Raw genomic sequence first — 19,045 nt, 5'->3', positions numbered from 1 at the left:
GGGGCGGTCGGTGCACCCTTCACCGCCACCCGCATCACCGCCTGGCGCCATGACGCCCGTATGGCCGAGGTGGAAGGCGACGATGTACGCCTGCAGCCTGGGCTGAGCTTCACATCGACGGCCCGCAGATGGCGACGGTGGTGGGGCCCAAGGGCGAGGAAATCTACTGCGACCAATGGGGCCGGGTGAAGGTCAGCTTCCCCTGGGACCGTGAAAGCCAGGACAACGAGTTCAGCTCCTGCTGGGTACGTGTGTCACAAGGCTGGGCCGGCGGCAGCTGGGGTTCGATGGCCATTCCGCGCATCGGCCAGGATGTGATCATCCAGTACGTCAATGCAGACCCCGACCAACCGATGATCACCGGGCGCACCTACTGTGGCAATCAGCTGCCGCCGTATGACCTGCCCAAGCACAAGACGCGCATGACCATCAAGAGCCAGACCCACAAGGGCAAAGGCTTCAACGAGCTGCGGTTCGAGGACGAACTGGGCAAAGAGGAGGTGTTCATCCATGCCCAGCGGGACCAGAACAACACCGTCGGCAATGATGAGACCACGCGTGTCGGGCGTAACCGTGTCGAGCAAGTGGGCCAGGATGAGCAACTGAGCGTTGGCAACAACTTCCGGCAGGAAACGGCGCGTGACCATACACAGTTCATCGGGCAAAACAGCCGTGTGGACGTCAAGCAGGATCTGACTGAACAAGTGGGCAACAACCGCAGCGAGACAACGGGTGCCAACCAGCGTGTCGTCGTGGGTAACAACAGCGAGGTTGTGATCAAAGGGGCTCAATCGATCAGCGTCGGGCAGGGGGTGCAACAACGCACGACGGTCTACCAGTTGCTGGCCAGTGAACGCATCGAGTTCCGAAGCCCTGGCGGCAGCATCGTGCTGGATGCCAAGGGCATTACCATCAACGGCTTGACACTCGACCTGCAGGGGCAGACCAAGGCGGTAGCGGAAGGGGATGGCAACAGCCAGTCACTTGAGCTCACGGCTGATGGCAGTGACAAGTGCGAGGTCAAGGCATGAAGATCCAGGACCTGGCCCGCAGCATTGAAGGGCACCATGCGGCGCATTTGCATTGCCATGTACTGATAGACCCATTAGCGGTCACGGCTGGAAGCGACCATGACTTGCTTGCTCGACTGCGCGACACGTTGGGCGAAGCTGCGTTGACGCGTGTGCACAGGGGCGACCTGGCCCATGCGCCCCACCTGCACCCGGTACTGGTCTGCCTGGCCTCGCCCGGGTCTTTTCCCAGCAGTGACTTGCTGGAGCTGACGGCTCGTGCAGCGTACAGAGGGTTGCACCAGCATCGACGCTACCTGAGTGGCTGGCTGTTCAGCGAGGCAACACCGGCCACGGTAGCCGCGCATCTCACGGCCATGTGCCGAATACCCGATGCCAAGCGGCACTTCAACTTTTACCCAGTCTATGAACCCGTTCGCCTGGAGCTGCTCGCGGCGACGTTCAAGCAGGTTGAGCATGGCCCGTGGTGGCCGATCAACAACTGGTTGTTCCTGAGTAGCGGTGGAAGGTTGGCCCACCTGAAAGGGCAGAGCGGACCGCGGCACTCTTTGCCGGAGCCTGCCCAGCGGATTCAGGAGGATGTGGCGTTGGTCGAGCGCGTGCTGGCTGTCTGGAGAGTGCTGCGTGCGGGCTCGGAGGACGCGAGCCAGTGCCAGGTGCCGCCATTAGCCGCCGTGCGTGTATCCAACCATATCGACGACGCACGAGCGTTGGGCCTGAGCGCAGAGGAGGACATCACGGTTTTCGCTCTTCATCACCTGTGCATCCATCCCAAGCTGAATACCGTTGCTGCAGTGCGCAGCATAGTTGACGCAGCCGTCAACGATCGCCGTCCTCTCGCCCCGATGCTCGCTCGTTATTCCGAGGCGCAATGGTGTCGCCTGATCGATCCCCTTCCAGCAAACGAGAGGCGCTTATGACCCTCAGTCAACGTATCGCCATTGCGACAGCCGAGGCCGGGCTTCCTTCTGACCAGTGCATGGCCTGCGAACGGCAAGGTTTGCCGATACTGCCGCTGCGCCGCGCGCTGGTGCCGGATGCGCGCCCAGGTTGCGTCACCACCGTAGCCGGTAGCCTGCACGTTGCAGCCAAGATGGGCCTGCGCACTTTGCGCATGGGTTACCTGTATGTGCTGCTTGATCAGCAGGTCTGGCATGCCTACGAAGTCAGCGAACAGGGCCACCTGCGCCGTTTCAATCCCTACGAACCGTCAGACGGCCTACCCGCATCACTGCCCGAAAAATGCGTGAATGAAAACCACGATATTCCCTCGGCCTTCCTGAACATTGATACCGACCGGTATGGCAGCGCCTGGCTGGCCTTCTCCAGTGATGCCTGGCCGGTCAGCGTGCTGAATGCCTACAAGAAAGGCCAGGCGCCTGCGCACCGCTTTGAAGGGCTGGACCTGACCCAGGCACGCAACCATCCCGAATTGTTGGGCATCGCCATGACGCCCGACAATCTGCAGGTCGACAAGGAGGTGTTCGAGTATGCCCAACGCGGCTGCTCACCCTTTGACAGCGCGCATGGTTTTCACAGCCGCTGGCTGCGTAGGTTTGCCATGCGCGGCTATCTGGTCAACGCGATGAACCGGCACAAGCTGGAGAACGGCGTGCTGGCAGTGGTGCTCGACGATACCGTTGGTTTGACTCAGGAGCTCAATCACCAGCGGTTGAACTGGGTGGTGAAGCGCCAGGTCTGGCGTGAAGACCCCATGCGTGCCTACCAGTTGCAGACCTCGCAGATCCTCCAGGTCATTCGTGCCACGCAGCGGGAGTGGGCAGCGCAGAGGGTGCCTTCACTGGAGCCTATGGCGGGTAGAGGGCCGTTTGTACCGATTGATCCGACGGTAGAGCGGCCGCGTATGGTCGAGCAAGCGATGAAGGACAGCGACGATAAACTCGAACAGCGTTACCACGAAGCGCAACGCGCGGCGTTCCAGGCCGAGTATGACCAGCAGGAAGCCGAGTTTCAGCGCTACATCGACAAGGACACCCGTGCTTATGCCGCGCTGTTCGACACGCCCATGTTCAAGGTGGCCGAGCAGTACGATTACGACGGTGCTCACCGTGAGTCTGGCGTGGCGTATGCCAAGACCATGGCGCTGTGCCTGGGCGGCGGGATTACCGAGGCGATTGTGCCTGGTGCGGCTCCTGCGGCCAGCGCCAGTGAAACCCTCTGGCTGAAATGGCTACAGGATCCTGATAGCCCACCTTACCGCGCATTGCTGATGCGCGACCGTACGTTGTTGGCTGGCCTGCTTCCCAGCTTTTCTGCTGCCGAAACCATCAACTGGAATGACAGCGACAAGCTTTACTCGATGCTGAGCAAGATCATCGCCAGTGACGATGCCGGCTTGCGCATGCGCAACACCCTCAAGCAAGCCGTCGCCGAAACCCAGGGCGCGCTCAACGCCGCCAGCCAACGTTTGTCGCCCAATTTACCACCCGGCATTCAGACCGCCGTGCGGCACCTGAACAGCGCAACCCAGTTCCTCTACAACGGCGTGCACCTGATCGAGCTGGAAGTGAAGATGAAACTGGGCGAGTACTACGCCTTGCAGAGTGCTCATCTACGCGATTTACAGCACAAGGCCAATGCCTCGATTGCCGAGGCCAGGGACCGGATGCATCGCAACATTGATGACATCGACATTCATTCGACCAAGGCCTGGAACAAGGTGCGGCCGATCATTCAGCACGGGCTGATGAGCCTTGCCGTGCTGGATCCAAGGTTCACCAACAAGGTGTGGCGGGAAGTTGGGAAGTCCTGCTGGCGATTGGAGGGCTGTACTTGCAATACGACAGCCTGGCCAGGAATCAGGAAAAAGCGGAGGCGGAGATTGGGCCCAAGGCTCACGAGGCCAAGTTGGCGTTGCAGGGGGCGCAGCTGGGGATATTGGGAGGGCAGATTGAACTGATCGGACTCGTAATGCGCTCCAGCGCCAGCTATATAAAAGCACCTTGGTCCCAGGGCGTACCAGCAGTTGGAGGAGCGCTGGTTAAGTTCGGCGCCCTGTTCAGTGCAATAGCCGGAGTTTTTGAGACCGCACAAGCAATATCCGCCGCCAAGCGAGCTTCGGCAGCGGGGGATGGCACAGCGCGCATTCTTCATGCTACTTCTGCTGCATTCTACGGGGTAGGTGCTGCGGCTTTTGCTGGTGCTGTATTTAAATCGCTAATTTTAGGTCCTTTAGGCCTCGCTATATTATTGAGCCTGACTGCATATGCATTGAGCAAGTTAGCTGAAGAAAATGAATCTTCAGTACTGGAGCGTTGGGCAAGGCGCTGCTGGTTTGGAAAAGCTGATGAAATACCGGCAGTACATTGGAATGCTCCTGAGTACGCAGATATTGCGTTTGCAGAGCTTAATGCAGCAGTTCTTGGTGTTAAAGCAAGGTTCAATTTTGAGTCAAACATCGTGACAGACCCCGCAGCGCCGAGGATTGGAGGTCTAGTTGGCCTGATGGCGGAGCAGAGACTTAGGTTTCAGGTGGTTTTACCAAACTTTAGGGATGACACTTCTGCTTTCCGCTGGGGCCTGATTGTGCATCGCGTCGGCGATGGAGCGTTTCCTGAGTACAAGGGTGGAGAGACCATTGCTGTCGATGATTTTCACGCTATTACTACAAAGACATTGTCGGAATCAACTAGATTTTCTAGTTTCACCCCGCCAAGGATACCCGACTATAAAACTGATATTGCGGTGCTAAAACAGCGAATAGGTAGTAGCCAGGAAGGTGTTGGACGGCTGGAGATCTTTGGGGTAGTTGAACTCATGCCCACTATCGGGAAACACACAATAGCTGGAGCAACGCTGTTCGTTATGTATTGGCCAGATCGGACTATTCCGAGTGCGTACATAGAGATGTATGAGCGGGGAAAAAATGAGTAAACGTGGATCAAAAGCGCAATGGGATCGAGCGCCTGGGTGGCGCTACGACTTACCCCATGTCAGCGAAATACCTGATCTAAAGTGCGGCCTGAAAAATTTAAAACCATCACCAAACTATTGTGATGGCGTGTATCTAGAGCTGCCAAGATCAACGTTCAGCTTAAGAGGGGTCGCGGCTTTGCTGTGTACCCCAATGTTGATTTTTTGCGCCGGGCTAGTAGTGTGGGTATATTGGATTTTTTTTATTGAGGGCTTATTACGGGATTGGGTGATGAACGTTTTTTTGATACTGGGGCCTCCGGCGGCTATCTGGTCTGTTGTGCCTTATGTCAAGTTAGACTTTGTAACCCCTAGAGACGAGCCAATCCGCTTCAATCGCCTGCGTCGAAAAATCTACATCTACGAGTATAAGTACGACCGCATCTTCATTTTCAGCCGCAAACGCTGGGGCGTTCGGCCCGTCGCTTATAACTGGGACGACGTAACCGCCGAGGTCTACCGCGTCTATGCCCCCGGCCACGGCGGCCTGATAGAAAACGTCATGCTGTCGGTCCGCAACCCTGAAACCAATCAAGTCATCGATCGCGTCTTCTTCACCCACGACCTCTACCACGGCGAGACTTACTGGGCTATCGCCCGGCTGTTCATGCAACAAGGCCCCGAAGCTTTGCCAAAGTTCGTGCACCCACCCCGCGACTGGAACGATGACGATGGCTTGAGCCACATGCATTGCCTGGCGCCGAAGGTTCATTGGCCGGAGGACATAGATCGCGAATCCCGTACTGCACCCTCCGAGGGAGAAGTCCAATGAATCCCGTTGTACTTGTAGGCCACCAACACAACTGCCCGCTGCATGGGGTTAACCAGGTAGAGAGCGGCAGTGCTGCTTACACATTCAATGGCAAGCCGGTAGCCAGGGTAGGTGACCGGACCACCTGTGGCGCAGTGATAGAGAGTGGGGCCAAGCACTTCCTGATCGAAGGTGCGGCGGTGGCGCGTAAAGGCGACCGGACCGATCATGGCGGTGTGCTGGAGGAGGGCGATGCCGGGTGGTTGCTGGATTGATGTGCGGGTAGTTCAGCAACCTCCGGCAATAGTTGCTTTGATGCGGAAACCCTGGGGCCGCTTTGCGGCCCATCGCGACACAAGGCCGCTCCTACACCGACCGCGTAGGTTTGCTGATTTGCTTGCCGATTTGGGAAGCAACAAGCCATTGCCGAAACCCAGGGCGCGCTCAACGCCGCCAGCCAACGGTTGTCACCCGATTTGCCACCCGGCATTCAGACCGCCGTGCGGCACCTGAACAGCGCAACCCAGTTCCTTTACAACGGCGTGCACCTGATCGAGCTGGAAGTGAAGATGAAACTGGGCGAGTACTACGCCTTGCAGAGTGCCCACCTGCGCGAGTTGCAGCACAAGGCCAATGCCTCGATTGCCGAGGCCAGGGACCGGATGCATCGCAACATTGATGACATCGACATTCATTCAACCAAGGCCTGGAACAAGGTGCGGCCGATCATTCAGCACGGGCTGATGAGCTTGGCCGTGCTCGACCCGCGGTTCACCAACACCATGATCAGCGTGTCAGTGTGGGTCGAAGGCACGGCGGCGGAGGTGCATGGCCGGTTGCTTGAGGAAGCCAACATGAAGGTGACTCAGGCAAGCAGCTTCGCGCAGCGGGCGTTGGTGGATATCTCGGTGGCGGCGGGGACGCTGGAGGCGGATGCTCGAAAGGTGTTGAAGGGCATGCGTATTACTTCGCAGCAGGCGGCGCAGTTGGTGCGGACCGGCTATAGCGGCTTACGGGGTGTGGCGGGAAGTTGGGAAGTCCTGCTGGCGATTGGAGGGCTGTACTTGCAATACGACAGCCTGGCCAGGAATCAGGAAAAAGCGGAGGCGGAGATCGGGCCAAAGGCCCATGAGGCCAAATTGGCGTTGCAGGGTTCGCAATTGGGGTTGCTGGGCGGGCAAATTGAGCTGATTGGGCTCGTGGTGAGGTCAACTGCTGGCCACATGGGTAAAAACATAGCGGGAACTGGAGTGACGTTAATAAAACTCGGTGCTCTTATAAGTGCAATAGCTGGGACTTATGACACAGTGCAAGCGTTCTCCGCGGCTAAGCGCGCATCAGCAGCAGGGGACCATAGTGCGGAGACCATATATTCTGTTGCAGGGGGATTTTATGGCGCTTCAGTAGGTGTTTTTGCGTACGCAGCACTCAAGTCTCTTGTGTTCGGGCCTTTAGGTCTGGCCGTAGTGCTGGCGCTCACTGCTTACACACTTATGAAGTGGGCAGAGGGAAACGAATCTAAAGCCTTGGAGCGCTGGGCGCGACGTTGTTACTTTGGGAGGGCTGATGAAAGTCCGATCGTGCATTGGAATGCTCCTGAATATGCAGATATTGCGTTTGCAGAGCTTAATGCCGCAGTGTTAGGTGTTGGTGCTGCAGTTAACTTTGAATCCAGCCGTTCGACCGATCCAGCAGCTTCCAAAATTGGGGGGTTAGTCGGCCTAGAGCTTGAACATAAGCTTAAATTCCAGATTGTCCTGCCTGGGTATAGTAAAGAGAATTCGGCCTTTCGCTGGATCCTATTAGTTCACCGTCATGGCGACGGGAACTTCCCCGACTTCACGGGTGGAGAGACTTTGTGTGACGACACATATCAAGCCCTGCCAGTTGACGCTCTGAGTGAGTTGGCAAAGTTTTCTGATTATTCTCATCCAAAATTCCCCGATTACAGAAGTGGTTTTTGTGTGAATAGAAAGCAGCAGTCTTCAGGTAGGGAGGGACTGACAACATCCTGGCTGGAAGTTACTGGGGCTGTAGAGCTGATGCCGACTATTGGATCACATTCCATTCGTGCTACGACACTGCTAGTCATGTATTGGCCAGATAAATCGCTATCGGATGCCTATGTTGAAGTTTGCGTTCAGGAACAAAACGAATGAAAGTTAAAGCTAGAGTTTTTTGGAGAAGGGCCTTTTGCTGGAGCCACGATCTGCCTAGCGCGAATTCGCAAGAGCCTCCCCGTTTTGCCGTGGGAGATGTAAATCCGGCACCCAATTATTTTGATGAGACATATCTAGAGCTTCCTCGATCTACATTCGGTTTGCGCGGTGTTGCTGCACTGATTGGGGGGCCGGGTTTAGTTGTGTCTTTCGTGGGTCTTATGTATCTATATTGGCTCGTGCTGGGGGGTGATTGGTCGCTTGAATGGTTTGCATTGATTGTTGTGTTGCAGCTTTTCCCAGTCGCCATGTGGCTAATTGCATCTCATGTGAAAATGGACTTGATTCTGCCAAGGGACGAACCCATTCGTTTCAACCGCCTGCGTCGGAAAATCTATCTCTACCAATTCAGATTCCACTACATCTATCTTTTCAGCCGCAAACACTGGGGCGTCAAACCTGTCGCCTACAACTGGGACGACGTAACCGCCGAGGTTTACCGCGTCTATGCCCCCGGCCACGGCGGCCTGATAGAAAACGTCATGCTGTCGGTCCGCAACCCTGAAACCAACGAAGTCATCGATCGCGTCTTCTTTACCCACGACCTCTACCACGGCGAGGCCTACTGGGCCATCGCCCGGCTGTTCATGCAGCAAGGCCCCGAAGCCCTGCCAAAGTTCGTGCACCCACCGCGCGACTGGAACGATGACGATGGCTTGAGCCACATGCATTGCCTGGCGCCGAAGGTTCATTGGCCGGAGGACATAGATCGCGAATCCCGTACTGCACCCTCCGAGGGGGAAGTCCTATGAACCCGGTTGTACTTGTAGGCCACCAACATAACTGCCCGCTGCATGGGGTTAACCAGGTAGAGAGCGGCAGTGCTGCCTATACATTTAACGGCAGGCCGGTAGCCAGGGTAGGTGACCGGACCACCTGTGGTGCAGTGATCGAGAGTGGGGCGGAGCATTTCCTGATCGAAGGTGCGGCGGTGGCGCGTAAAGGCGACCGGACTGATCATGGCGGTGTGCTGGAGGAGGGGGATGCTGGGTGGTTGCTGTAACACGGGCTTGTAGAGCAGGCATTGAAGTGGATGGCACCGGCTACGCGGGTGTTCGCGGCTAAAGCCGCTGCCACAGGAACCGCGTGTGGCCGGGGCTTGCGCTGCACCTGTGGGAGCGGGCATGCCCGCGAAGCAGGCAACGCGGTGGATGGCACGGGCTACGCCCGTGTTCGCGGGCGCGCCCGCTCCCACAGTGATCGTGCAAGCTTGAAGACGCCATAGTAAGACAGCGTGAGTCAGTCGTTTTTTCAGCTACCTGCTGGAGCGTTGATCTGTTTGCCGGGTTTAGCGGCAACTTCGACCGCTTGACCGTCCCGCTGTTTACCTTGGCGGGCCAGGCCTTCGAGTTGCGGTATCAGCATGCCTTCCGGCAGATGCCGCCAGAACCGACCGGGCATGTGCAAGCGCAGGGCGTCGGGGTTGAGGCGGGCGGGGTTGAAGGTATGGCGGTAGTAGGTGCGCCATAGTTCGGCGCCTGGGTCATCGGCGTTGCGCGCCCATTGCTGCCAGCGCTCGGGACACTGGCGTTTGTAATCGAACAGCTGGCCGTCGAAGCGAATGCCATCCTGCGGTGTGGCGATCAACCAGCGTAAACGCCCCAGGCGGTCGGCAAAATGTGGGCTGGCACTCTCCAGAATATCATGCGCTGGTTCGTGGTAGGCCACCAGATCAAGTTGCAGGCGCTCTGCCAACGCTTCTGGCAGCGGCACGAAGCGCACAAACGCATGCAGGTGATGCGCCTCTCGGCTAACTTGCTTGATGCGCCGTTGCAGTTCGCTGCCCAACCGGTCACCTGCCAGCATGGCCGTGCGGTCACCATGGGCCACCCGCCAGAGCACTTCGTACAACAGGTTCCAACGTTGTTCGCCGCAGTAACGGGCAGCCTGTTCCAACTGGCTAAGCAACGCGGCAGGCACCTTGGCGCGAAAAGGGCCAGGGCCTTCAGGGGGCGATGCAGGCACCGCCAGCAGGTCTGCCATCGGGCCTTGTGACCATGTGACTTGCGACGGGTCGATGCCATGCCCCAGCAACACACGGGCCTGATCCCGCCAGGTGGCGAACCGGTTATCGCAGTCGAGCGCAATCATCCCCACAGCCCCATCTGCACCGGCGCTTGCGGCTCACGCAAACGCGCCCGCAGCAAGCCGCTGCGCAACTCGGCCTGGGCTGGGCGGTAATCGCTGGTGACGATGAACGGCCGCGCCTTGTCCAGCACGCAGCGCAGCTGGATCAAGTCGTCGTAGCGGATGCGCCGTTCCCGGCGCAACGCGACCAGGCGCTGCACGCTGCGCAGGCCGATGCCGGGAATGCGCGCCAGCAATGCAGGCTCGGCGCGGTTTACATCCAGCGGAAAAATGTCACGATTGGCCAGCGCCCAGGCCAGTTTTGGGTCGATGTCCAGCGCCAGGTTGCCGCTCTGGCCCAGCAGTTCACCCGCCCTGTAGCCGTAGCCGCGCAGCAGGAAGTCTGCCTGGTACAGGCGGTGCTCGCGCAATAGCGGCGGTGCAGCCAGGGGCACGCTGCCCGGGCTGTCGGGGATGGGGCTGAAGGCGGAGTAGTACACGCGCTTGAGGCCGTAACCCTGGTACAGCGACTCGGCATTGCGCAGCAGGGTGCTGTCGTCGGTGCTGTCGGCGCCGACGATGACCTGGGTGCTTTGCCCGGCAGGGGTGAAGCGCGGGGCCTTGGGTTCGTTGGCCACGGCTTGCTGGCCCTGGTGAATCACGGCCATGGCCTGACGAATGGTATGGGCTTGTTTTTCCGGCGCCAGGCGCTTGAGGCTGGCTTCGGTGGGCAGCTCGATATTGACGCTGAGGCGGTCGGCCAGGCGTCCGGCTTCTTCGATCAGCAGCGGGTCGGCATCGGGGATGGTCTTGAGGTGGATGTAACCGCGGAAGTTGTGCTCTTCGCGCAACAGCCGGGCTACGCGGATCAGTTGCTCCATGGTGTAGTCCGCCGAACGGATGATACCGGAGCTGAGGAACAGACCACTGATGCAATTGCGCCGGTAGAAATCCAGGGTCAGGCGCACCACTTCTTCAGGGCTGAAGCGCGCACGGGGGACGTTGCTGGAACGGCGGTTCACGCAGTACTGACAGTCATACAGGCAGAAGTTGGTCAACAGTACCTTGAGCAGCGACACGCAACGGCCGTCGGGGGTGTAGCTGTGACAGATGCCCATGCCATTGGTGGCGCCCAGGCCGTCGCCGCCGCGCGAATTGCGCTTGGGTGCACCGCTGCTGGCGCAAGAAGCGTCGTACTTGGCGGCGTCGGCAAGGATGCCGAGTTTGGCGATGAGTTGCATGGGGCTGTCTCGCTGTACTGAATATTCATACAGTATTTTGAGATGTGACGGATTGCAAGTGGTTGTGCGCCAGCCATGCCCGACTAAATCCGTCAGCTAAGCTTGTGGCTGGACTTACGGATAGCAACGAGGCGCGGAAAAGGTTATGAAAATCACCCTGAAGCCGGAGCTGGCGCTGGCCGGGCTGGCCTTGGCCTTTGGCATGCTCAATGCCCAGGCCGCAGAAACCAGAAAGGTCGATGTGATGCTGGTGGGCGGCGGCATCATGAGTTCCACGCTGGCGGTCTGGCTCAACGAGCTGGAGCCGGGCTGGTCGATGGAAATGGTCGAGCGTCTGGACAAGGTCGCTGAAGAAAGCTCCAACGGCTGGAACAACGCCGGTACGGGCCACTCCGCTCTGGCCGAACTCAACTACACCCCGGAAAAAGACGGCAAGATCGACATCACCAAGGCGGTGGAGATCAACGAGTCGTTCCAGGTCACCCGCCAGTTCCTGGCCTGGCAGGTGAAGCAGGGGGTGTTGAAGAACCCGCATTCGTTTATCAACACCACCCCTCACATGAGCTTTGTCTGGGGTGATGACAACATCCGCTTCCTGAAGAAGCGCTACGACGCGCTGCAGGCCAGCCCGTTGTTCAAGCCCATGCAGTACTCCGAGGACCATGAGCAGATCCGCAAGTGGGTACCGTTGATGATGGAAGGGCGCGATCCCAACCAGAAACTGGCGGTAACCTGGACGCCGATTGGTACCGACGTCAACTTTGGCGAGATTACCCGGCAGTACGTGGGCTACCTGCAGACCCGGCCGAACTTCGACCTCAAGCTGTCCACCGAGGTACAGGACATCACCCGTAACGACGACGGCTCGTGGCATGTCGAGTACAAGAACCTCAAAGATGGCAGCAAGGCGGCCACCGACGCCAAGTTCCTGTTCATTGGTGCCGGCGGTGCGGCGTTACCCCTGCTGCAGAAGTCGGGCATTGACGAGGCCAAGGACTATGCCGGTTTCCCGGTCGGCGGTTCGTTCCTGGTTACCGACAACCCGGCCATCGCACAGCGCCACATGGCCAAGGCCTACGGCATTGCCGCCTCCGGGGCGCCACCCATGTCGGTGCCACACCTGGACACCCGGGTGCTCGATGGCAAGCGCATGATCCTGTTCGGGCCGTTCGCCACCTTCTCGACCAAGTTCCTCAAGCAAGGTTCGCTGCTCGACCTGCTTGCCAGTACCAGCGTGCATAATGCCTGGCCGATGGTGCGGGTCGGGGTACGTGAGTTTGACCTGGTGCAGTATCTGATCGGTCAGGTGCTGCAATCCGACAATGACCGCTTCGAAGCGCTGCGCACCTACTTCCCCGAGGCGAAGAAGGAAGACTGGCGGCTGTGGCAGGCGGGCCAGCGGGTACAGATCATCAAGAAGGACGAGGCATTGGGTGGCGTGCTCAAGCTCGGTACTGAGGTGGTGATGTCCAAGGACGGTAGCATCGCCGGGTTGCTGGGGGCCTCGCCGGGCGCTTCGACCGCGCCACCGATCATGCTCGATGTGCTCAACAAGGTGTTCAAGGACAAGGTAGCAACGCCGGAATGGCAGGGTAAGATCAAGCAGATCATCCCGTCTTATGGCATGCGCCTGAACGACCACCCGGACCAGGTAGAGAAGGAGTGGGCGTACACCAACGAGGTGCTGCAACTCGATCCGCCCGCCGGTACCGCTGCGCCGTAGCACAGCGGGGCCGCAGGTTTTAACGAGCGACGGGCACGTCTGCCCAGGCAAAGTGGTAGACGTGGCCCGGGGGAGCGTGTTGGCATTGGCCGTTTTCGGCATCGGCGCCAACCACATACCACTCGGCCCGCGTAGTCTCGCCCAGCTTGCGCGCCTTCTCGGCACTGAAGCAGCGGCCCAGTTCGGAGGCCGGGATCAGGGCGAAGGCGGTAGGGTTGTGGCGCAGCCAGTAAGCGGCAGCATCCGCCTTGGACTGGCCGGTAAAACCGAAGTGCACGATGGGCTGCCGGGCAAACAGCCAATGCCCTTCGCGCCAATTTACCAGCACCAGCTCGGCGCCGCCGGTGGCGCGTGCCGCTTCGCTCATCAGCGTCTCATGCGGGTTGCGGCCCCCCTTCAGCGGCTCGACGAAGCCGCGGGTGAACCACAGCGCGAACCATATCAGGGCCACGGCGATAAAAGCTTTGCGCCAGGCCGGCCGGCGCTGCAACCAGCGTTTGAGCAGCCACGGTACCAGCGGGGCGATGGCCAGCACCAGGCCTGGCAGCGCAGGGAAGATATACAACTTGCGCTTGCCACTGCTGAGGCTGAAAAACAGCAGAACCAAGGCCACCCAGCCGAGCAGCAGCAAGAAGCGCCCATCGCGCTTTTGCAGCTGGCGTCGCCAGGCCGGGACCAGCCAGGGCAGGGCCAGCACCAGCGGTAGCCAGTACTTGGGAATGACCTTGACGAAGAAGTACCAGAATGGCTCGCGATGGTCCCAGGCATTGGTATAGCGGCTGGCGGTCTGGCGCAGCAGGATTTCCTTGAGGTAGGCCAGCTCCGCTGCGCCACCGCCCTGGGCGATCGACACCAGCAGGGGCAGAATCCACACCGCGCAACCGGCCAGCAGGCAAAGCAGCCCAAGACTCCAGCGCCAACCTTGACCTGGCATGGCCACAACGCCGTGCCAGCCTTGGCGCACCGCCCAGGCATAGGGCAGCAGCATGAGCGCCGGGACAAAACCCACGCCCTTGCTGATGATGCCTAGCCCCATGGCCGCACAGGACAGGTAGAACCAGCCCCACGCCGGCCCCAATAACAGGTGGCGCACCATGCCGTAGAAACCCAGCGCCACCCACAGGCACAGGAAACTGTCGATCTGGCCGGTGCGCAGGATGCTGTAGCTCTGGTAGGTCGCCAGGAACAGCAAGGCGGCAATCACACCGATGCGCCGGTTCCACAAGCGGCGCCCCAGGTCATGCAGCACCCAGGTGATGGTTGCCGCCGACATCAGCCCTGGCAGGTAGAGGGCGACCTTGGGCGAGCCGGTCAGCTGGCTGAACAGGGCCACGGTCCACATGAACAGCGGCGGCTTGTCGCCGTAGATTTCCGCCGCCCGGTGCGGGATGAACCAGTTGCCGCTTTCGAGCATTTCCAGGGCCACGCCCAGAAAACGCTCTTCATCCACATTCATCGGCTGTCGCCAGCCGATACCTGCGCCCACCAACAATACGGCGAGGGCAACCAGGGCCAGGCGTTCGGCCCCAAGTGTCTTGAACCTGGGCAAGGGTTATTCCTTCTGTTCCTGGTTGCGGGCGATCAGTTGCAGGTTGCGCAGGTAGACCAGAAAGCCGAAGCTCTGGCCGATGATGAACACCGGGTCCTGGCGGTAGATGGCGTAGGTCAGCAGCAGCGCACTGCCGAGCATGCTCAGGTACCAGAAACCTACCGGGATCACGCTGCGGCGCTTGAACTCGCTGTACAGCCACTGCAGCACGAAGCGCCCGGTGAACACCGCCTGGCCGGCGAAGCCGATGATCAGCCACAGGGTTTCGCGGGTCATCCTTCAAGCTCCTGCGGGCGGCTGTCCAGGCGCGTGCGACGGATCAGCCACCACACCCCGAACAAGTCGAGAATGCCGACCAGGGCGCGGTCCAGGTTGCCGTACTTGGACACCCCGGCATGACGTGGCCGGTGGTTGACCGGGTGCACCAGCATGCGGCCGTTGTGGCGCAGGATCAGCGCCGGGATAAAGCGGTGCATGTGGTCGAAGTAGGGCAGGCGCAGGAGGCTGCGCGTTCTATCAGCTTCAGCCCGCAGCCGGTGTCTGGCGTGGCGTCCTTGAGCAGGCGGCTGCGCAGGTTGTTGGCAAAACGCGAAGCCCAGCGCTTGCTGGCGCTGTCACGGCGGTTGACGCGGTGCCCAGCGACCAGTTTCACGCCGCCGGCCAGGGCCTGGTTGGCGCGCACCAGGGCCAGCATACCCGGGATGTCTGCCGGGTCGTTCTGGCCGTCGCCATCGAGGGTGGCCAGCCAGTGGCCGCGGGCCGCCTGCGCGGCATGCCACAGCGAGGTGCTCTGGCCCAGCGAGCGCTCGTGACGCAGTATGCGCAGCTGGGTGTAACCCTGGCTTTTCAGTTGCTGCAGCACGCTGAGGGTACGATCGCTGCTGCCGTCATCGACCACCAGTACTTCATAGTTTTCGGCCGCCAGTGCGGCGCGGATTTCCATCAACAGTGATGGCAGGTTTTCGACCTCGTTCTTGGCGGGGATCAGTACCGAGAGGTCTAGTGGATCTGTCATGAGGCTACCTGTGGTCTTGTTGTGAGTGCGCGGCTCAAACCCGGTAAAAGTCCCGGTACCAGCCAACGAAAGCGCTAACGCCGTGTTCCAGCGATGTGCCCGGGGTGAAGTCGATCCAGCGCGCCAGCGAGCCCACATCGGCCCAGGTCTCCAGCACGTCTCCTGCTTGCAGTGGCAGGTAGTCGCGCTGGGCCTTGATGCCCAACGCGTTCTCCAGGCATTCGACGAAATGCAGCAGCCGCACCGGCTGGCCGCGGCCGATGTTGAACAGCTGGCAGGGCGGTTGCCCCTGGTCAGGCTGTGGTGGCTTGAGGCGCAGGCGCAGGATGCTTTCGGCGATGTCGTCGATGTAGGTGAAGTCGCGCCCCATCAGGCCGTTGTTGTAGATTTCGATCGGGCGGCCTTCGAGCATGGCGCGGGTGAACTTGAACAGCGCCATGTCGGGGCGGCCCCAAGGGCCGTAGACGGTGAAGAAGCGCAAACCCGTGGTCGGTAGCCGATACAGGTGCGCATAGCTGTGCGCCATCAGTTCATTGGCCCGCTTGCTGGCGGCATAGAGCGACACCGGCTGCTCGACCGGGTCGTCGACGCTGAACGGCAGTTTGGCGTTGGCGCCGTACACCGAGCTACTGGAGGCGTAGATCAAGTGGCGCGGCTGCTGCTGGCGGCAGGCTTCGAGCATATTGAGGAAGCCGACCAGGTTGGCCTGGCCATAGGCGCCGGGGTTGTCGAGCGAATAGCGCACCCCGGCCTGGGCTGCCAGGTGGATCACTTCACTGAACGCCTGCCCGGTGAACAGCTTTTGCAGGTCCGCGCTGTTGGCGATGTCGAGGGTCTGGAAGCGGAAATTGGCGAAGCCGGACAGCTGTTGCAGGCGCGCCCGTTTCAGCTCGACGCTGTAGTAGGCATTGAGGTTATCGATGCCGACCACCTCGATGCCCGCCTCGCACAGGCGGCGAGCGACGTGGAAGCCGATGAAGCCGGCCACACCGGTAATCAGTACGGGCATGCTGGCTGCACCTGGCCGCGGCCAATACCGTAGTAGGTCAGGCCGGCGGCGGCCATGTGCTCGGGTTCGAAAAGGTTGCGGCCGTCGAACACCACCCGATCGGCCAACAGATCCGGCACCTTGTCCAGATTCAGCACACGGTAGTCCTGCCATTCGGTGACAATGACCAGCGCATCGGCGCCCTCCAGCGCATCGTCCTTGCAGGGCACCAGTTGCAAATCGGCGCGTGGGCCGTAGTGCCGCAGGATTTCGTCCATCGCCTGCGGGTCGTGGGCCTGTACCCGCGCGCCAGCCGCCCACAGCGCTTCCAGCAAGATTCGGCTGGAGGCTTCGCGGATGTCATTGGTGTTGGGCTTGAACGACAACCCCCACAAGGCAAACACCTTGCCCCGCAGCCCATCTGGATAGTGCCGCTGAATCTTGCTGAACAGCCGACCCTTCTGATGTTCGTTGACCGACTCCACCGCACGCAGCAACTGCGGCTCGAAGCCTTCAGCCTCGGCGCTGCGGCGCAGGGCTTGCAGGTCCTTGGGGAAGCACGAGCCGCCAAAGCCGCAGCCGGCGTAAATGAAGTCGTAGCCGATGCGTGGGTCGGAGCCGATGCCACGGCGCACCATTTCGATATCGGCCCCCAGGTGCTCGGCCAGGTTGGCGATTTCGTTGATGAAGGAGATCTTGGTCGCCAGCATGCAGTTGGCCGCGTACTTGGTCAGCTCGGCGCTGCGTGCATCCATGACCATGAGTTTTTCGCGGTTGCGGCTGAACGGCAGGTACAGCTCGCGCAGCAACTCCACTTCGGCCAGTTCGGCGCCGCCGATGATGATGCGGTCCGGGCGCATGCAGTCGTCCACGGCCGAGCCTTCCTTGAGAAACTCCGGGTTGCTGATTACCTGGAAGCGACCGGTGTCGGCGCCGGCCTGGGCGATGCGCGACTTGATGCGGTGCACCGTGCCGACCGGCGCGGTGGATTTGTTGACGATCACCCTGGCGCCGTCAGCATGTTCGAGAATGCTGTCGACCACGGCAAAAACCTGCTTCAGGTCGGCGCTGCCATCCGCTTGCGGCGGCGTGCCGACTGCAATGAACTGCAGCCTGGCGTAGTTGGCTGCTGCCCTGGCGTCGGTGGTGAAGCGCAGGCGGCCACAGGCCAGGTTTTTCTCCAGCATCGGCGCAAGGCCGGGCTCGAAGATCGGGCAATGGCCTTCATTGAGTGTGGCAACCCGCTCGGCGTCGACATCTATGCACAACACCGAATGCCCCACCTGGGCCAGGCATACTGCCTGGGTGAGGCCGACATAGCCGGTACCGAAAACCGTGACTTTCATGGTTCAGCTCCTTGATAGGAAAGCTGAAAAAAAATGTCACAGTGTTGTTTAGGATTTGTTACCTGATGGATGAACTGAGCGGTATCCCGGTGCGTACGGGCAAAAGATCTAGACTTACCGAGTGCTCGCGATAACGCGCTGTAGGGCGAGCCAAAACCCTTGAACCGACCACCGCCTCCCCGGAGCGGAGTTCCCTCGCTGGCGATGGCCTTCTTGCAGAGGAGGGCAGGTCATGGACGAGGCAAGGCTTCACGATTTCATGGGCAAGCTGGTGGGCGACATGGGCGCAGCGGCGACCTTGGCCAATGTCATCCTTGGCGACGAACTGGGGTTGTACCGGGCGATGGCCGACAGCCAGCCGACTACCCCCGAAGCGCTGGCACAAAAAACCGGCTGCCACCCACGACTGGTGCGCGAATGGCTGAACGCCCAGGCCGCTTCGGGTTACATGGCGCACGACAAGGGCTTTTTTGTGCTGCCCGAAGAGCAGGCCATGGCCCTGGCGCTGGAGGACTCCCCGGCTTACATGGCCGGTGGGGCCGCAGTGATCGCCGCGCTGTTCCATGACAAGGACAAGCTGGTCGCGGCCATGCGCGGCGATGGCGGGCTGGCCTGGGGTGACCACCACCCGTGCATGTTCAGCGGTACCGAGCGGTTTTTCCGGCCGGGCTACCGTACGTTTCTGGTCGCTGAGTGGTTGCCAGCGCTCGAGGGTGTGGTGGCCAAGCTACAGGCGGGCGCCAGGGTCGCGGATGTCGGCTGCGGGCATGGCGCCTCGACGCTGGTCATGGCCCAGGCGTTTCCAGCGTCTACCTTCGTCGGCTACGACTACCACGGGCCTTCCATCACCACCGCCAACGATCGTGCGCGTGAGGCGGGGCTGGCGGAGCGGGTGAGCTTTCAGCAGGCGAGCGCGAAGGATTACCCGGGGCATGACCATGACCTGGTCTGCTTCTTCGATTGCCTGCATGACATGGGCGACCCGGTGGGAGCCGCCAAGCATGCGTATCGTGCGTTGAAGGCTGATGGCACGGTCATGCTGGTAGAGCCTTATGCCGAGGATTCGCTGGACGGCAACCTGACGCCGGTCGGGCGCTTGTTCTATGCCGCGTCTACCTTCATCTGCACGCCGAATTCGCTGTCGCAGGAGGTGGGCTTGGGGCTGGGGGCGCAAGCCGGGGA

The 19,045-nt window shown here is 60.4% G+C and carries 13 protein-coding genes and 4 pseudogenes; 10 read left to right on the top strand and 7 right to left on the bottom strand.

Annotated features, from left to right (window positions below; all coding sequences use genetic code 11):
* From AK81_RS27000 to AK81_RS26965, 8 genes and pseudogenes are all read left to right on the top strand, one after another.
* Positions 1 to 1,031 (top strand): annotated as a pseudogene (locus AK81_RS27000) (type VI secretion system Vgr family protein); the annotation flags it as partial.
* The gene (locus tag AK81_RS26995) at positions 1,028 to 1,951 is read left to right on the top strand and encodes a hypothetical protein (RefSeq protein WP_043204263.1); all 924 of its coding nucleotides are present in this window, start codon (positions 1,028 to 1,030) and stop codon (positions 1,949 to 1,951) included. The pseudogene AK81_RS27000 and the gene AK81_RS26995, both read left to right, overlap by 4 nt.
* Positions 1,948 to 4,925 (top strand): annotated as a pseudogene (locus AK81_RS26990) (T6SS effector BTH_I2691 family protein). Before AK81_RS26995 ends, AK81_RS26990 begins: the two are co-directional and overlap by 4 nt.
* Positions 4,926 to 5,196: 271 nt before the next feature.
* Positions 5,197 to 5,736: a DUF6708 domain-containing protein gene (locus tag AK81_RS26985; protein ID WP_050491955.1), complete on the top strand. Its 540-nt coding sequence runs from the start codon at positions 5,197 to 5,199 to the stop codon at positions 5,734 to 5,736.
* Positions 5,733 to 5,990: a PAAR domain-containing protein gene (locus AK81_RS26980; protein WP_043204262.1), complete on the top strand. Its 258-nt coding sequence runs from the start codon at positions 5,733 to 5,735 to the stop codon at positions 5,988 to 5,990. The genes AK81_RS26985 and AK81_RS26980 overlap by 4 nt, the downstream gene beginning before the upstream one ends.
* A gap of 138 nt (positions 5,991 to 6,128) precedes the next feature.
* Positions 6,129 to 7,874, top strand: a pseudogene (locus AK81_RS26975) (T6SS effector BTH_I2691 family protein); the annotation flags it as partial.
* Entirely contained in the window at positions 7,871 to 8,686 is an 816-nt protein-coding gene (locus AK81_RS30560; RefSeq protein WP_241496121.1) for a DUF6708 domain-containing protein, read from the top strand. The pseudogene AK81_RS26975 and the gene AK81_RS30560, both read left to right, overlap by 4 nt.
* A complete protein-coding gene (locus tag AK81_RS26965) occupies positions 8,683 to 8,937 on the top strand; it encodes a PAAR domain-containing protein (RefSeq protein WP_060529670.1) in 255 nt (84 codons plus the stop codon). Before AK81_RS30560 ends, AK81_RS26965 begins: the two co-directional genes overlap by 4 nt.
* A gap of 248 nt (positions 8,938 to 9,185) precedes the next feature.
* Here the strand turns inward: AK81_RS26965 and AK81_RS26960 are convergent, their stop codons facing one another.
* Together AK81_RS26960 and AK81_RS26955 are read right to left on the bottom strand one after the other, a co-directional pair.
* Positions 9,186 to 10,031 carry a TIGR03915 family putative DNA repair protein gene (locus AK81_RS26960; RefSeq protein ID WP_043204259.1) on the bottom strand — a complete coding sequence of 282 codons (846 nt, stop codon included), beginning with the start codon at positions 10,029 to 10,031 and terminating at the stop codon, positions 9,186 to 9,188.
* Complete coding sequence (locus AK81_RS26955) at positions 10,022 to 11,242, bottom strand: putative DNA modification/repair radical SAM protein (protein ID WP_043204258.1); 1,221 nt, start codon at positions 11,240 to 11,242, stop codon at positions 10,022 to 10,024. The genes AK81_RS26960 and AK81_RS26955 overlap by 10 nt, the downstream gene beginning before the upstream one ends.
* Positions 11,243 to 11,387: 145 nt before the next feature.
* Here AK81_RS26955 and mqo point away from each other — a divergent pair, with 145 nt between their 5' ends.
* Positions 11,388 to 12,965, top strand: coding sequence for a malate dehydrogenase (quinone) (gene mqo, locus AK81_RS26950; RefSeq protein ID WP_043204257.1), 1,578 nt, complete (start codon positions 11,388 to 11,390; stop codon positions 12,963 to 12,965).
* 19 nt (positions 12,966 to 12,984) lie between these two features.
* Here the strand turns inward: mqo and AK81_RS26945 are convergent, their stop codons facing one another.
* The 5 genes and pseudogenes from AK81_RS26945 to AK81_RS26925 all read right to left on the bottom strand — a co-directional run bounded on the left by AK81_RS26945 (position 12,985) and on the right by AK81_RS26925 (position 17,863).
* Positions 12,985 to 14,514, bottom strand: coding sequence for an ArnT family glycosyltransferase (locus AK81_RS26945; protein ID WP_043204255.1), 1,530 nt, complete (start codon positions 14,512 to 14,514; stop codon positions 12,985 to 12,987).
* Between the two features lie 3 nt (positions 14,515 to 14,517).
* Complete coding sequence (locus AK81_RS26940; RefSeq protein ID WP_043204254.1) at positions 14,518 to 14,790, bottom strand: lipid-A-disaccharide synthase N-terminal domain-containing protein; 273 nt, start codon at positions 14,788 to 14,790, stop codon at positions 14,518 to 14,520.
* Positions 14,787 to 15,529, bottom strand: a pseudogene (locus tag AK81_RS26935) (glycosyltransferase family 2 protein). Before AK81_RS26935 ends, AK81_RS26940 begins: the two are co-directional and overlap by 4 nt.
* Positions 15,530 to 15,563: 34 nt before the next feature.
* Positions 15,564 to 16,538, bottom strand: coding sequence for an NAD-dependent epimerase/dehydratase family protein (locus AK81_RS26930; RefSeq protein WP_043204252.1), 975 nt, complete (start codon positions 16,536 to 16,538; stop codon positions 15,564 to 15,566).
* Positions 16,526 to 17,863 (bottom strand): UDP-glucose dehydrogenase family protein, encoded by a 1,338-nt coding sequence (locus AK81_RS26925; RefSeq protein WP_043204251.1) that lies wholly within the window; start codon positions 17,861 to 17,863, stop codon positions 16,526 to 16,528. The genes AK81_RS26930 and AK81_RS26925 overlap by 13 nt, the downstream gene beginning before the upstream one ends.
* Before the next feature lie 232 nt (positions 17,864 to 18,095).
* Between AK81_RS26925 and AK81_RS26920 the strand changes: the two genes are divergently transcribed.
* On the top strand, positions 18,096 to 19,045 hold a 950-nt coding region (locus AK81_RS26920), incomplete at its 3' end, for a class I SAM-dependent methyltransferase (protein ID WP_043204249.1).

Source organism: Pseudomonas putida W15Oct28 (assembly GCF_000708715.2).
Lineage (GTDB): Bacteria > Pseudomonadota > Gammaproteobacteria > Pseudomonadales > Pseudomonadaceae > Aquipseudomonas > Aquipseudomonas putida_R.
Note: the sequence above shows the minus strand (reverse complement) of the source record. Positions and strands in the feature narration are given on the sequence as shown.

What these genes read in the sequence shown, in the direction of transcription:
- AK81_RS26995 (WP_043204263.1), top strand. Translation starts at nt 1,028, where the DNA reads ATGAAGATCCAGGACCTGGCCCGCAGCATTGAAGGGCACCATGCGGCG.
- AK81_RS26985 (WP_050491955.1), top strand. Translation starts at nt 5,197, where the DNA reads ATGAACGTTTTTTTGATACTGGGGCCTCCGGCGGCTATCTGGTCTGTT.
- AK81_RS26980 (WP_043204262.1), top strand. Translation starts at nt 5,733, where the DNA reads ATGAATCCCGTTGTACTTGTAGGCCACCAACACAACTGCCCGCTGCAT.
- AK81_RS30560 (WP_241496121.1), top strand. Translation starts at nt 7,871, where the DNA reads ATGAAAGTTAAAGCTAGAGTTTTTTGGAGAAGGGCCTTTTGCTGGAGC.
- AK81_RS26965 (WP_060529670.1), top strand. Translation starts at nt 8,683, where the DNA reads ATGAACCCGGTTGTACTTGTAGGCCACCAACATAACTGCCCGCTGCAT.
- AK81_RS26955 (WP_043204258.1), bottom strand. Translation starts at nt 11,242, where the DNA reads ATGCAACTCATCGCCAAACTCGGCATCCTTGCCGACGCCGCCAAGTAC.
- mqo (WP_043204257.1), top strand. Translation starts at nt 11,388, where the DNA reads ATGAAAATCACCCTGAAGCCGGAGCTGGCGCTGGCCGGGCTGGCCTTG.
- AK81_RS26940 (WP_043204254.1), bottom strand. Translation starts at nt 14,790, where the DNA reads ATGACCCGCGAAACCCTGTGGCTGATCATCGGCTTCGCCGGCCAGGCG.
- AK81_RS26930 (WP_043204252.1), bottom strand. Translation starts at nt 16,538, where the DNA reads ATGCCCGTACTGATTACCGGTGTGGCCGGCTTCATCGGCTTCCACGTC.
- AK81_RS26925 (WP_043204251.1), bottom strand. Translation starts at nt 17,863, where the DNA reads ATGAAAGTCACGGTTTTCGGTACCGGCTATGTCGGCCTCACCCAGGCA.